10 protein-coding genes are annotated in these 14,042 nt (G+C 54.1%); 8 read left to right on the top strand and 2 right to left on the bottom strand.

The genetic code is table 11. The annotated features are described in order from the left end of the window. Positions 1-35: 35 nt before the first annotated feature. Both metG and SRBAKS_RS04995 read left to right on the top strand, forming a co-directional pair. Complete coding sequence (gene metG / locus SRBAKS_RS05000; protein WP_229594278.1) at positions 36-1,976, top strand: methionine--tRNA ligase; 1,941 nt, start codon at positions 36-38, stop codon at positions 1,974-1,976. 125 nt (positions 1,977-2,101) lie between these two features. Beyond that, positions 2,102-2,881 (top strand): hypothetical protein, encoded by a 780-nt coding sequence (locus tag SRBAKS_RS04995; RefSeq protein ID WP_229594275.1) that lies wholly within the window; start codon positions 2,102-2,104, stop codon positions 2,879-2,881. On the opposite strand, the gene SRBAKS_RS04990 is transcribed toward SRBAKS_RS04995, so the two are convergent. Further along, the gene (locus SRBAKS_RS04990; protein ID WP_229594273.1) at positions 2,878-3,828 is read right to left on the bottom strand and encodes a YbgA family protein; all 951 of its coding nucleotides are present in this window, start codon (positions 3,826-3,828) and stop codon (positions 2,878-2,880) included. The genes SRBAKS_RS04995 and SRBAKS_RS04990 overlap by 4 nt on opposite strands. A gap of 120 nt (positions 3,829-3,948) precedes the next feature. Then, on the bottom strand, positions 3,949-4,233 hold the full coding sequence (locus tag SRBAKS_RS04985; RefSeq protein WP_283816528.1) for a FeoA family protein: 285 nt from the start codon (positions 4,231-4,233) through the stop codon (positions 3,949-3,951). A gap of 369 nt (positions 4,234-4,602) precedes the next feature. Here SRBAKS_RS04985 and carB point away from each other — a divergent pair, with 369 nt between their 5' ends. The 6 genes from carB to SRBAKS_RS04955 are packed head-to-tail and all read left to right on the top strand — an operon-like array spanning position 4,603 to position 14,035. After that, the gene (gene carB / locus SRBAKS_RS04980) at positions 4,603-7,839 is read left to right on the top strand and encodes a carbamoyl-phosphate synthase large subunit (RefSeq protein WP_229594268.1); all 3,237 of its coding nucleotides are present in this window, start codon (positions 4,603-4,605) and stop codon (positions 7,837-7,839) included. 20 nt (positions 7,840-7,859) lie between these two features. After that, positions 7,860-9,275, top strand: a complete 1,416-nt coding sequence (purF, locus tag SRBAKS_RS04975; RefSeq protein ID WP_229594266.1) for an amidophosphoribosyltransferase — start codon at positions 7,860-7,862, stop codon at positions 9,273-9,275. A gap of 15 nt (positions 9,276-9,290) precedes the next feature. Next, positions 9,291-10,304: a KpsF/GutQ family sugar-phosphate isomerase gene (locus SRBAKS_RS04970; RefSeq protein ID WP_229594264.1), complete on the top strand. Its 1,014-nt coding sequence runs from the start codon at positions 9,291-9,293 to the stop codon at positions 10,302-10,304. Positions 10,305-10,321: 17 nt separating this feature from the next. Continuing rightward, positions 10,322-10,885 (top strand): YkgJ family cysteine cluster protein, encoded by a 564-nt coding sequence (locus SRBAKS_RS04965; protein ID WP_229594262.1) that lies wholly within the window; start codon positions 10,322-10,324, stop codon positions 10,883-10,885. 10 nt (positions 10,886-10,895) lie between these two features. Beyond that, positions 10,896-13,238 (top strand): penicillin-binding protein 1A, encoded by a 2,343-nt coding sequence (locus SRBAKS_RS04960; protein WP_229594260.1) that lies wholly within the window; start codon positions 10,896-10,898, stop codon positions 13,236-13,238. A 14-nt stretch (positions 13,239-13,252) separates the two neighbouring features. After that, a complete protein-coding gene (locus tag SRBAKS_RS04955) occupies positions 13,253-14,035 on the top strand; it encodes a PhzF family phenazine biosynthesis protein (RefSeq protein ID WP_229594258.1) in 783 nt (260 codons plus the stop codon). Positions 14,036-14,042: the final 7 nt, after the last annotated feature.

Below are 14,042 nucleotides of genomic sequence, written 5' to 3'. Positions count from 1 at the left end.
GGGCGTTTGGTCCGTCACGACAAGGAGTAAATGCTTTGGAACGTTTTTATATCACCACGCCCATTTATTATGTGAATGCCAAGCCGCATCTGGGGCACGCATACACGACCACCGTGGCCGACTCCATGGCCCGGTTTCAGACGCTTATGGGCATGGAGAGTTATTTTCTGACCGGTACTGACGAGCATGGCGACAAGATCGTTCAGGCGGCAGAAGCCAACGGGCAGACCCCCAAGGAGTATGTTGATACCATCAGCAAACTCTTCCAGGATCTCTGGCCGGGCATGAACATTTCCAATAATGACTTTATTCGTACGACTGAACAGCGTCACATTGATGTTGTACAGCAGATTTTGCAGAAGGTTTATGATTCCGGGGATATCTACTTCGGAGAATATGGCGGTCACTATTGTTTCGGGTGCGAACGATTCTACACCGAGAAAGAGCTGGTAGATGGGAAGTGCCCGGATCACCTGACCACTCCGGAATACATCGCCGAAAAGAACTACTTCTTCAAGATGTCCAAGTACAGGGATTGGCTCCTTGATCATATCAAGAAAAACCCTGATTTCATTCGTCCTGAGCGGTACAAGAACGAGGTCGTCAGCCTGCTGGAATCCGGTGAGCTGGAAGACCTGTGCATCTCCCGTCCCAAGTCCCGTCTGACATGGGGAATCGAGCTGCCGTTCGACTCCGAGTATGTCACCTATGTCTGGTTTGATGCGCTTATCAACTATGTGGCCGCACTGGGTTATCCTGAGGGTGAAAAATTCCAGAGATTCTGGCCCCAGGCAAACCACTTGGTCGCCAAGGATATTCTGAAACCCCACGCCATTTTCTGGCCGACCATGCTCAAGGCCGCAGGGATTGAGCCATACCAGCATCTCAATGTGCATGGCTACTGGTTGGTGGAGGACACCAAGATGTCCAAATCCATCGGTAACGTGGTTGAGCCGTTGGCCATGAAAGATGCCTATGGACTGGATGCCTTCAGGTATTTCCTGTTGCGTGAAATGTCCTTTGGCCAGGATTCCAGCTTTTCCGAGAAGGCGCTTATCGGCCGTCTCAATGCTGACCTCGCCAACGACCTCGGCAATCTGTTCAGCAGAACTCTTGCCATGACACACAAATATTTCGGCGGCGTCATTCCCCGGCCTGATGTGGAAGATATTGTCGATGCCGAGATCAAGAAACTTGGTCAGGACGCCATGCAGTCCTTTCAGGACTTCTACAAGGACTGGAAATTCTCCCGTGCGCTCGAAGGGCTGTGGGAGTTGGTGCGTGGCCTGAATAAGTATATTGATGAGACCGCGCCCTGGACCTTGTACAAGGAAGAAAACATGGGTCGTCTCTCCACAGTCATTTATGTGCTGCTGGAGAACATGCGCAAGATCGCGGTCCATTTGTGGCCGGTCATGCCTGAAGCCGCCGAGAAGATGCTCGACCAGCTCAGCATGGGATTTGATGCCCAAAAGGTGAACCTGCCCAAGGAAGTGGACGTCTGGGGACTGCTCGAATCCGGCGAGACCGTGGCCAAAAGTTCAAATCTCTTCCCTCGTGTGGAAATGCCCAAGGAAGAGGCTGAGCAAAAGCCCAAGAAACAGAAAAAGCAGAAAAAACAGGACAAGAAGGAAGATGCCGGTGCAGCCGGTGCCATCGAGTTCGAAGATTTTCAGAAGCTTGATCTGCGAGTGGGGACGGTCAAGGAAGTGGACAAGCATCCCGATGCCGATCGCCTTCTTCTGGTTCGTGTGGATACCGGCGACACAGAACTGCGTCAGGTTGTTGCCGGGATCGCCGATTTCTTTTCTCCTGAGGATCTCATTGGGAAACAGGTGGTTGTGGTTGCAAACCTCAAGCCTCGCAAACTCAGGAAGCAGCTCTCTCAGGGAATGATCCTGGCAGTGAAGACGGAGGAGGGGATGCAGTTGTTGACCCCTTCTGGCGATGTTCCAGCTGGAAGCAAAGTCAGCTAGACGGACCTGAAATAAGCAAGCACAAGAGGTCTCCATATCGGGGGCCTCTTTTTTTTGGCAAAATCTTTGCATCTCTTTCTTCTGAACCGTTCTTGATGTCAAAAAACAGGCGGTTTGGGGGAAATATGTATATCGATAAGAATGTCATTGAGCATGAAGTTTTGATCGCAAATGAAGAGCCTTTTGCACAAGGTATTCTCCGATTTGATGGGGATTACTCCTTGGATGCGGTTGCGGAAGCGGTTAGCGAACACAGGCTGAATGCCCTCGCGTTTGTTGATCCATCGGCTTTTTCTGATTATGCCAAAGCTATAGCGATGTGCGAGGGTATGCGTATCCGGGATATCAATGTACTCTGGAGCGCCAAACTGAATACCGTGCCGACTGATGCATTGCTGCGGGCCATGCGTCTGGCCGGTTGCCAACACCTTGACATGATGCTGCCGCCTGAAGAAGCCGTGGAAGGGCTGTTCTGGGCCCGAAGATATGGTTTTGATTTTCGTCTGCGCAATGTTGACGGTACACCGTATGTTGCTGAAAAAATTTCCTACACTGTGGCCGAACGCGAGGAAATTGCTGAGCGTTTGCCTGGGTTGCACTCGGCGCAATTCGATCTGGCCGTGTCCTATTTCAAGGCGCGCCGGCTGGATAATGTCATGTTGCCGCTGGGCAAGGCCATGACTCTGGGATTCCCCATGAATGAGCTGTGCCTCAACCTGCTTGCCTGCTTGTCGGCGGCCAAGCATTATCCTGAACAGGCTGCCGGATTATTGGCGCAGGCCGGTTATGGTTGCCCTCATCCGGTCGTTTTTCGCAACCGGGCATTGCTGAAGTCGTGGCTTGAGAGCGGCGGCGACCTTAAAGGCGTGCGCCTGGAGTTGGAACCCGCCGGTCTGGTTGACTAGACCTGATTGAGCAGTTGCAGTTCCGCTGGTGACGGATTTAGAAAATATTGCTGTATCAGATAGGGCTTCTGATACTTTCTGGCAAAGTGGTTGAGCAGGGTGACCGGCATGAGCAGAGGGATTTTGCCTGTGCGATAGGCGGTTATCATGTCGAGCACTTCCTGCTTGTCTTTGGCATCGATGTTTTTCTTGAAATAGCCCATGGCGTGTTGCAGCACATCGCTGTTCTTTTTTTGGGTCGCCTGCAATTTCAGTGAGTTGAAGAGCAAAGTGGCATATTGATCAAATATTTCCTTCACATTGGACTGGCTCGATTGCCCAAGCAGCTTGCCAAGCTCGCGGTACCCTTTGAGGTCGTGAGCGCGGATCAGCATCTTGTGCCGTGTGTGGAAATCGACGAGCTTGCCGATATCCTTTCCCAGGGCCGTCAGTTCACGCCACCGTTTCAGGACAAAAATTCGACGTATGAAGTTTTCCCGCAGAAGCGGATTGTGGAGCTGTTCGGAGTTCACAATGGGCAGTAGCGGAGCATGTTGGGTCAGCATTGTGGTGAAAAAGCCCATGCCTCGTTTGGGGGGCGCGCCTGTTGTGGAATAAATTTTGGCACGCTTCACGCCACAGGATGGGGATTCCGGCTTGACGACAAAACCGCAGAGTTCTTCGTCATCCAGTCCGGGCAGGACGCGGTCCGCCCATTGTGTCATGGTCTCTGTCAGGTCATCGCCGGATTCGTAGCCGATGAGTCGTATCGTATCAGCGCACTCAACTTGTCTGAGCTTTTCACGCGGGATGCCCATGCCGCAGGCGATCTCTGGGCAAAGCGGAATAAATTCAACGTATTTAGCAAGAATTTTAGTGAGGTATCTATCGTGATGGTGTGACCTGTCATAGCGGACCTTCTCTCCGGCCAGGCAGGCACTCACTCCAATGCGAATTGTTTCAGACATAGTTGCGCCTCCGGGGGTCGTATCCTGTTGGATAGCATCCCGTGACTTCTTTGGACAAGTATAATTCATGGGGCATGAAAAAAACCGCCTTTCAGCGGTTCTTTTCATTGCGTATGCGAATCAGGTTCTCGTTACCTGCGGAGGAGGGCAGCATGTGCAGTGCGGTCCCTCTTCAGAGTTGTTTTCAACGGCGAGTATCTTTCCGGCCAATCCACAACAAAGGACCACATCGGAACCTCGGACACGCACCCGACACCCGCCAGTTCCGCCGGTGAGTATTTCAACGGGGCACCCAGGCGTCATGCCCATGGCGAGCATGCGCGATCTGGCTTGTCTGCCTCCGTTAATTCCCACAATACGAACAATTGTCCCCGAAGGGTACTCAGTCAAAGGCTTTTCTGTCACGTAATTCCCTCAATGTTTGGTGAGACTGATAATAAGTATCAACTTCGCCGGTGTCAATGCCGGATTGTGTCAATTATCCGATTCAAGGTCTTTTTGTCGCAATTGGTTTGTGAGGGGGCAGTATGGGATTGGTTGTATCAATGGGTTGTACTGGTGACAGGCTATAGTGAGCCGGATCAGTCGTGGTCGGTCCTGCAGGATCAGCCTTGGGCGCCACTTCGGTGCAATACAAAACCATTGCTTTCCAAGGGCTATAGCTGTATAAAAATGAGCTTGTCCGACGGGTGGCGCCGTTGTCCTGTCTGGCGAGAAGAACGGATGCTTCTTTTCTCATGAAAAAACGGTGTAACTTCAACTCCTTTGAGCATAATGCCTAAACGCACAGATATCAAAAAAATTATGTTGATCGGGTCCGGCCCCATTGTCATCGGCCAGGCTTGTGAATTCGATTACTCCGGCACCCAGGCGTTGAAAGCGCTGAAAGAAGAAGGGTACGAGGTGGTTCTGGTCAACTCCAACCCGGCGTCCATCATGACTGACCCGGAGTTGGCGGACGCCACCTATATTGAACCCATCGAGCCTGAATCAGTTGCCCGAATTATCGAAAAAGAGCGTCCCGACGCTCTTTTGCCGACTTTGGGGGGACAAACCGGTCTGAATACAGCCCTGGGATTGGCTGAAATGGGCGTGCTGGAGAAGTTCAACGTCGAGCTCATCGGCGCGGATATTCCGGTCATCAACAAGGCCGAGTCCCGTGAAGAATTTCGTGAGGCCATGGAGAACATCGGCCTCGGCATGCCCGAGAGTGGCATCTGCCGAAACATGGATGACGTGCGTGCGTGGGGCGAAAAAATTCCCTTCCCCATCATTGTCCGCCCCGCCTATACGCTGGGTGGTTCCGGTGGCGGTGTCGCCTACAACATGGAAGAGCTGGAAGATATCTGTTCCAACGGTCTGGCCCTGTCCATGAAGTCCGAGATCATGCTTGAGCGCTCCATCCTCGGCTGGAAGGAGTATGAGCTTGAGGTCATGCGCGACAAGAAAGACAACTGCGTCATTATCTGTTCCATCGAGAACCTGGACCCCATGGGCGTGCACACCGGTGACTCCATTACCGTGGCCCCGGCGCAAACCCTCACTGATGACGAATACCAGATGTTGCGCGATGCCTCTCTTGCCGTCATGCGCGAGATCGGCGTCGAGACCGGTGGGTCCAACGTCCAGTTTGCCATCAATCCCGAGGACGGCGAGCTGATCATCATTGAGATGAACCCCCGTGTGTCCCGTTCTTCGGCCCTGGCTTCCAAGGCCACGGGTTTCCCCATTGCCAAAATCGCTGCCAAGTTGGCTGTCGGTTATACGCTTGACGAGATTCCCAATGACATCACCCGCGAGACCATGGCCTCCTTTGAACCGGCCATCGACTACTGTGTCATCAAGATTCCCCGGTTCACCTTTGAGAAGTTCCCAGGCACTGACGATTATCTGACAACGGCCATGAAGTCCGTGGGTGAAACCATGGCTATCGGTCGTACCTTCAAGGAAGCCCTGCAGAAAGGGTTGCGTTCCCTTGAGACCGGGCACATCGGCCTGGGCAAGCGGTTCGATACCTGCGATGTCGATAAGAATGATATTTTGCGTCTTCTCAGAAAGCCCAACTCCGAACGGATTTTTGCTCTGCGCAACGCTCTTCGTTGCGGCATGACCGAAGAGGAAGTGTTTGAGGCTACCAAGATCGATCCGTGGTTCCTGCGCCAGTTCGTGGACATCCTCAAAATGGAAAATGAACTTATTGCCTTTGGCAAGAACGAGGGCGTTTCCAAAGAGGCCGAGGGCATGGAGGACATGCTGCGCAAGGCCAAGGAATACGGGTATTCCGATCCCCAGCTTGCGGCCATGTGGAAGGTCAGCGAAGATGATGTTCGCACCCTGCGCAAGGAACTCGACATCATTCCGACCTACTATCTGGTCGATACCTGTGCCGCAGAGTTCGAAGCGTATACCCCGTATTATTACTCCACCTATGAAACAGGGCAGGAGAACTTCCGCGACGAAATAAAGAAGATCATTATTCTCGGTGGCGGCCCCAACCGTATCGGTCAGGGCATCGAGTTCGACTACTGCTGCTGTCACTCCTCTTTCACATTGAAAGAGATGGGCGTGCAGTCCATCATGGTCAACTCCAACCCGGAAACGGTCTCCACTGACTACGACACTTCGGACAAGCTCTACTTTGAGCCGCTGACCTTTGAGGATGTCATGAATATCGTCGAATTTGAGCAACCGGATGGCGTCATCGTCCAGTTCGGTGGTCAGACTCCGCTCAATCTTGCCTTGCGGCTTATGAAGGCGGGGGTACCGCTTATTGGTACTTCTCCCGATGCCATCGACCGTGCCGAAGATCGCGAGCGGTTCAAGCAGTTCCTCAACAAGCTGCACCTCAAGCAGCCTGCCAACGGTACGGCCATGTCCATGGTCGAGGCCAAGGAAGTTGCCGAGTCCCTCGGTTTCCCGCTGGTTCTTCGTCCGTCCTACGTGCTGGGCGGTCGAGGCATGGATATCGTTTATTCCATGGATGAGTTTGAAGAATACTTCCGCTCCTCTGCCCGGGTTTCCCCGGAACATCCGACCCTCATTGACAAATTCCTGGAGTATGCCACCGAGGTCGATGTGGACGCGCTTTCCGATGGCGAGGACGTCTACATCGGCGGCGTCATGGAACACATCGAGGAAGCGGGTATCCATTCCGGCGACTCCGCTTCAGTGCTGCCTCCATACTCCCTGAGTGCAGAGCTGGTGCGCGAGATCGAGCGGCAGACCATAGCCATGGCCAAGGAGCTTGGCGTTGTCGGTCTGATGAACGTGCAGTTCGCCATCAAGGACGGCGAGGTCTACATCATCGAGGTCAACCCCCGTGCTTCCCGGACCGTTCCGTTCGTGTCCAAGGCAACCGGTGTTCCGCTGGCCAAGCTCGCCACCCGCGTGATGCTTGGGGAGAAGCTGAAAGACCTGAAGCCATGGAGTGGTCGGAAGAAAGGACACATTTCCGTTAAGGAATCCGTGTTCCCGTTCAGCAAGTTCCCCAACGTTGACGTTCTGCTCGGACCCGAAATGCGGTCCACCGGCGAAGTCATGGGCATCGACCCCAGCTTCGGGCTTGCCTACATGAAGTCGCAGTTGGCAGCAGGGCAGAAACTGCCTGAAGAGGGCACGGTCTTCATCTCGGTCAATGACTGGGATAAGTCCAAGCTGGTGTTGGTTGCCAAAGATTTTGAGGCCATGGGCTTCAAGGTCGCGGCCACTGGCGGCACGGCCGACTTCCTCGCAGAGAAAGGCATTAATGTGCAGAAGGTTTTCAAGGTGCATGAGGGCCAGCGTCCGCATGTTGTCGACCATATCAAGAATGGTGATTTCGATTTGGTCATCAATACTCCCTCCGGCAAGAAAACAGTCGGAGATGCCAGGATGATCCGTCAGAATACGCTGTTGTATAATGTCCCGTACACCACCACGGTGTCGGGTGCCCGGGCTGTCGTCCAGGCAATCCATGAAATGAAGGAAACGGGGCTCAACGTTCAGAGCCTCCAGAAATACTACGGCGAATAAGAGACTTACGAGAGAGAGTCATGAAAAAAGAGTATTGCGGACTGTTCGGTATATACGGCAACAAAGAAGCTGCCAGGATGACGTACTTTGGGTTGTATGCCCAACAGCATCGTGGGCAGGAGTCTGCCGGTATCGTCACCTGGGATGGCGATAAGATTCGCGAACAGAGAGGGATGGGCCTTGTGGCCGATGTGTTCAACGAACGCCACCTCGGTAAGGAACTTAAAGGTGGCATCGCCATGGGACACATCCGGTATTCAACCACCGGTGCATCCCTGATTCGTAATGCCCAGCCGTTCCTCGTGCGACACGGAGACCTCCGGTTGGCTCTGGCCCACAACGGCAATCTCGTCAATACCTATGAGCTTCGAGCCGAACTCGAAGAAAATGGTTCCATTTTCCAGACCACCATGGATACGGAAGTCATTGCGCATCTGATCATCAAGTACCTGCACAAGACCGATACCATCGAAGAGGCTATTGCAGAGGCGTGCAAGCGTATCCGTGGCGCCTTCTCCATGCTCATTCTCGCCAATGACAAGCTCATCGCCCTCAAGGACCCCAATGGCGTTCGTCCCCTGGCCCTCGGGCGGGTTGGCGACAGTTACGTTTTCGCCTCCGAGACCTGTGCTTTTGACCTCATCGAGGCCGAGTATCTGCGTCCGCTCAATCCTGGTGAAATGGTCATCATTCAGGATGGCAAGATGGATTCCATGCATTACTGCGAGCCGCAGCCCAAACGTCAGTGTATCTTCGAGCTTATCTACTTCGCCCGTCCCGACTCCAATGTGTTCGGTGACGTTGTGTACGAACGTCGCAAGGCCATGGGCGCCATGCTTGCCAAGGAAGCTCCGGTGGATGCGGACTTTGTCATGCCGTTCCCGGATTCCGGCAACTATGCCGCAGTCGGGTATTCTCAGGAGTCCGGTCTGCCGCTGGAGCTCGCCATGATCCGCAACCACTATGTGGGCCGGACATTTATTCAGCCCTCGCAGGACATGCGTGACTTCTCGGTTCGCGTAAAGCTCAACCCGGTCAAGTCCATGATTCAGGGCAAGCGTATCATTATCGTGGAAGATTCCATTGTGCGCGGTACCACCATTCGTGCCCGTGTCAAGAAATTGCGTGAGCTGGGTGCCCGAGAGATTCATCTGCGGGTCTCTTGTCCGGCCATCAAGCACCCCTGCTTTTACGGCATTGATTTTTCTTCCAAGGGTGAACTGATCGCGGCCAACCACAAGCCGGAGGATATCGCCCGTTTCCTTGGCATTGAATCCCTGCATTTCATCTCCATTCCAGGTCTGTTGGATTCTGTGACCGACATTGATTCCTGGTGTCTCGCTTGTTTTGACGGGCATTATCCGATTCCGCTGTCCGACCGAATGGGCAAGGATTGTCTTGAAGCGACCCCCGGAATTATTAAAGAATTCTGTTAATTCACGAGTGTGTATATGGAATGTACGTCCGGTAGAACCGATTGGCTGAACCTGGCTCGCGATGTCTTCGATATCGAAATCGAAGGCTTGGCAGCGGTCAAGGGACAGCTGGATGATGCCTTTGTTGCCGCTTTGACCGCCATGGCCGAATGTTCGGGCCGGGTGGTCATCTCCGGCGTGGGCAAATCCGGATTGGTGGGGCGCAAGATTGCCGCGACACTGGCCAGTACCGGGACACCGTCCTTCTTTCTCCATCCTGTGGAGGGGGCGCATGGCGACATGGGTATGCTGCGGGCCGAGGATGTGATCCTCGCCCTGTCCAATTCCGGCGGCACGGATGAAGTCAACGCCATCATTCCCACGTTCAAGTCTTTAGGGTGTACGGTCATCGCCATGACCTCCAATCGCGCTTCAGCTATGGCTGAAGCCGCGGATATCACCATCAAGGTGGCCGTGCCCAAAGAGGCGTGTCCCATGGGGCTTGCTCCCACTTCCTCGACCACGGCTCAGCTTGCCATGGGTGACGCTCTGGCCGTGTGCCTTATGGAGTGGAAGTCCTTCAGTCAGGACGACTTCAGGAAATTTCATCCCGGTGGCTCGTTGGGGCAACGGTTGGCCTCCTGTGTGGACCAGCTCATGCATACCGACAATCTGCCCGTGGTAGCAGAGAACGTTTCCATGCAAGAGGCGTTGTCCGTTCTCAATTCCGGCGGGCTCGGGCTTGTTGCCATCGTGGACGTGGACAATATCCTCAAGGGCGTTTTTTCCGATGGCGATGTGCGCCGCCTTGTCTGCGCAGGACACTTGGACAGCCAAAAGTCGATTGCCGAAGTCATGACCACAGCTCCGCGCCGGGCGAATGCCGGAGAATCCTCCGCCCATGTGCTCGATGTCATGGAGCGCAACGAGATCACCGTGTTGCCCGTGGTCCGCGACGACGACACCCTGGCCGGTATGGTCCACCTGCATGACCTGCTCGGTAAAGGGGCACTGAAGTTTTCCAATGGCCATAGCGGGGTTGCCGGATAAACCGGCAGGAGCGCATGGTGTCTCAGACACAAACCAATGACTCCGACGTTTGCAGACGCTGCTCGCTGCTTGGGCCAACCTGTTGTCGTATCGCCACGGGGCAGGAAGAATTTTGTTTTCCGCTCTCAAAGGTAGAGAAAGAGCGTATCCAGGACCATGTTCCCTATACTGGTGGTTTTGTGGTATCGCCTAACTCCAAGGCGTTTATAGACAATGTGTGTCGGTTGTTTCCCGGTGAGGAAGCGATAGTCGCCAAACTTTTCCCGGAAGGGAAAGAACATTTCAGGCTGGCCGTGGATTCCATGGGGGCATGTCGATTCCTTGGCCCGCTGGGGTGCGAAATTCCACAGGAATTGCGCCCCTATTATTGCCGTCTGTTTCCGTTTTGGATGGTGGACACTCTGGTCATTCATTTTGATGCGCCCGGATGCCTTGCGCGGCGGGAAGGGCAGACCTTGACGAGAATGCTCCACAGCCTTGATACGAACAGAGCCGCGGTGAAAGACCTGTACGGACGGCTTCGTCTGGTATGGGGGTTACCACCCCGAAAGGGTGAGCTGAAAGTGACAAAAAGCTTTTAATGGTGAAGTAATGAAAATATTGAAGATTCTTGGTGTCATTTTTCTCATTTGCATGCTGTCCGGTATTGGCGGAGCTTTTTGGATATACCATTGGGCTTCCAGCGATCTGCCCGGATTCAAGAATATCACTGACTACAACCCGCCGTTGGTAACCACTGTGTATGCGCAGGACGATCAGGTCCTCGGATATTTCTACAAGGAAAAACGATTCCTCGTCACGCTGGATCAGATGAGTCCCTGGATTCCCAAGGCGTTCCTTGCATCGGAAGATGCGTCCTTCTATCAGCATGACGGTGTGGACATCACAGCTATTGTGCGTGCGTTCAAGGCCAACCTTGTGGCCGGTCGCACCAAGCAGGGCGGGTCCACCATTACCCAGCAGATCATCAAGCGGTTGCTGCTGACTTCGGAAAAAAGCTACCAGCGCAAGCTGAAGGAAGCGATTCTCGCCTTCAGGTTGGAGAAATATCTGACCAAGGAAGAGATCCTGACCATCTATCTCAATCAGATATTCCTTGGGGCACACTCCTATGGTGTCGAAGCCGCAGCTAGAACATATTTTGCCAAAAATTCCAAAGACCTGACGATTGCTGAAGCAGCCATGCTTGCAGGGTTGCCCCAGGCGCCGACTCGCTATAATCCGTATCGTAACTACCAATTTGCCCGCCAGCGTCAGGAGTATGTCCTCGGCCAGATGTTGGCGCTTAAGTGGATTACGCAGGAGCAGTATCAGGAGGCCATGGCTGAGGAGATCGAACTGAAATCCATGCCTGATCCCTCCTGGAAAGACGGCGCGTATTATCTTGAAGAAGTGCGTCGCTGGCTCATCAACGAGTATGGTGAAGAGGCGACCTATAACGGTGGTATGACCGTAACCACTTCCTGCAACATGAAACATCAGGTGGCGGCTGAAAAGGCTGTGCGCCGTGGGCTGATCAATTCCGCTCTGAGACGTGGCTGGGAAGGGCCTGTCGCCAACATTCCGCCGTCAGACGTTCCTGCTGTTTTGGTAGAAGGGCCGCAGGATACGGAAAACATCATGGATAAATCCATCCCCATGAAGGCTTGGGTCTCCACGGTGGACAAGAAAAAGGCCGTGGTCCGTTTCGGCATATTTCACGGCGTGATTCCTGTGGAAAACATGTGGTGGGTGCGCAAACCCAATCACAAGAAAAGCCATGAAGATGTGCAGGACCCGACCGATGCCCGCAAAGTCCTGAAAAAGGGCGATGTGGTCTGGGTGACAGTGAACAAGGCGCCGAAAAAGGAAGACGGCAACTGGATTCTTGATCTGGAACGTCTGCCCAAGGTGCAGGGAGCCATGGTTTCCATCAAGCCGGATACCGGTGAAGTGGTTGCGCTGGTGGGTGGATACAGCTTTGAAACAAGCCAATTCAACCGGGCAACCCAGGCCAAACGGCAGCCCGGTTCCGCTTTCAAGCCCATTGTGTACTCAACGGCCATTGACAACGGTTTTACTGCTGCGTCCATGGTGCTCGATGCCCCCATTGTCTATGCCAATGACGCAGAAGGCAAACTGTGGCGACCGGAAAACTTTGAAGGCACGTTTGACGGGCCGACGCTGCTGCGGACCGCACTGGTCAAGTCCAAGAACCTCTGTACCATCCGGATAGCCCAGAAGATCGGCATCCGGGCGATCATTGACCGCGCCAAGGCCATGGGGCTAGAGACTGATTTCCCTCACGACCTCTCCGTGTCTCTCGGGTCTGCGGTCGTTTCGCTGATGAATCTGTCAGAAGCGTACACCACGTTTGCCCGTGGTGGTTCATATATCAAGCCGCGCACCGTGCTGTCCGTCAAGTCCGCATGGGGCGACGAGTTGTATACTTCCAAGCCGGAAGTGGTGGACGCCATCAGTCCGCAGACCGCATTTATTATCGCCAGCCTCATGAAGCAGGTTGTGCAGCACGGCACCGGTTGGCGCGCCCGCGTTTTGGGCCGTCCGGTGGCAGGCAAGACCGGCACAACCAATAATGAACAGGATGCATGGTATATGGGCTACTCTCCGTACCTGCTCACGGGTGTCTATGTCGGCTTTGACGAGTTGACCCCCATGGGCAAGTGGGAGACAGGCTCCCGTGCCGCCAGCCCCATCTGGGTGAGCTACCGCAAGCAGGTGGAGGAAGATTTTCCGTATCAGGACTTCCCCCAGCCTCCAGGTATTGTTATGGTCCAAGTTGACGGGAGTACCGGCAAGCTCGCTTCCCCCTCGTCGACCACGGAGTATTTCCTGCCCTTCAAGGTGGGCACGGAGCCTACGGAGATGGCGCCTCAGATCGGCGGCGGAGATGTTCCAGCATCGGATGATGACCTGTTCAAGCAAACTTTCTAGCTTCGAGGTGACGCATGGAACTTGAAATGTATCAGGTGGATGCCTTTGCGGAAGATGTCTTCAGTGGCAATCCTGCGGCGGTTGTTCCGCTTTATGAGTGGTTGTCCGAAGATTTGCTGCAACATATCGCCATGGAGAACAATCTTTCCGAGACCGCGTTCTTTGTGCGCAAGGGCGAATATTTCGAACTGCGCTGGTTTACACCCGAAGCAGAGGTCGATCTGTGTGGCCACGCTACTCTGGCCAGTGCGCATGTGCTGTACGAGTACCTGGATTATACCGACCCTGTGGTGGTTTTTGAAACCAAGTCCGGCCGGTTGTTCGTTGATCGTGAAAACGGCTTGTACTCCATGGATTTCCCGGCTTGGACCTACAATGAGATTCAGGTGACGGAACGGGTTGCCACTGCCCTTGGGGCGCGTCCTGCCGAATTGTATATGGGACAGCGTGACATGATGGCCGTGTTTGATACCGAGGAAGACATTCGGGCTCTGACGCCTGACTCCCGGCTTGTTTCCAAGTTGGACGGTATGTGCCTCATAGCCACGGCTCCCGGTCTGGATTACGATTGTGTTTCGCGGGTGTTTGTGCCGGAAATGAATATTCCGGAAGACCCGGTTACCGGCTCGGCGCAGACTATACTGGTTCCGTATTGGGCCAACCGTCTGAACAAGACACAAATCAGCTCGTATCAGGCCTCTGCCAGAGGCGGTCTGCTTCTGTGTGAACATCTCGGTGACCGTGTCAAGATAGCCGGCAAGGCCGTGAGCTACATGACCGGCACCATTCATCTCTAGGAGTCGC

The sequence above is a fragment of the Pseudodesulfovibrio sediminis genome (assembly GCF_020886695.1).
GTDB lineage: Bacteria > Desulfobacterota > Desulfovibrionia > Desulfovibrionales > Desulfovibrionaceae > Pseudodesulfovibrio > Pseudodesulfovibrio sediminis.
Note: the sequence above shows the minus strand (reverse complement) of the source record. Positions and strands in the feature narration are given on the sequence as shown.

Bases quoted from the DNA above. Each gene is read 5' to 3' on its own strand.
- purF (WP_229594266.1), top strand. From the start codon at position 7,860: ATGAAAAAAGAGTATTGCGGACTGTTCGGTATATACGGCAACAAAGAA.
- SRBAKS_RS04990 (WP_229594273.1), bottom strand. From the start codon at position 3,828: ATGTCTGAAACAATTCGCATTGGAGTGAGTGCCTGCCTGGCCGGAGAG.
- SRBAKS_RS04995 (WP_229594275.1), top strand. From the start codon at position 2,102: ATGTATATCGATAAGAATGTCATTGAGCATGAAGTTTTGATCGCAAAT.
- SRBAKS_RS04955 (WP_229594258.1), top strand. From the start codon at position 13,253: ATGGAACTTGAAATGTATCAGGTGGATGCCTTTGCGGAAGATGTCTTC.
- SRBAKS_RS04960 (WP_229594260.1), top strand. From the start codon at position 10,896: ATGAAAATATTGAAGATTCTTGGTGTCATTTTTCTCATTTGCATGCTG.
- SRBAKS_RS04970 (WP_229594264.1), top strand. From the start codon at position 9,291: ATGGAATGTACGTCCGGTAGAACCGATTGGCTGAACCTGGCTCGCGAT.
- carB (WP_229594268.1), top strand. From the start codon at position 4,603: ATGCCTAAACGCACAGATATCAAAAAAATTATGTTGATCGGGTCCGGC.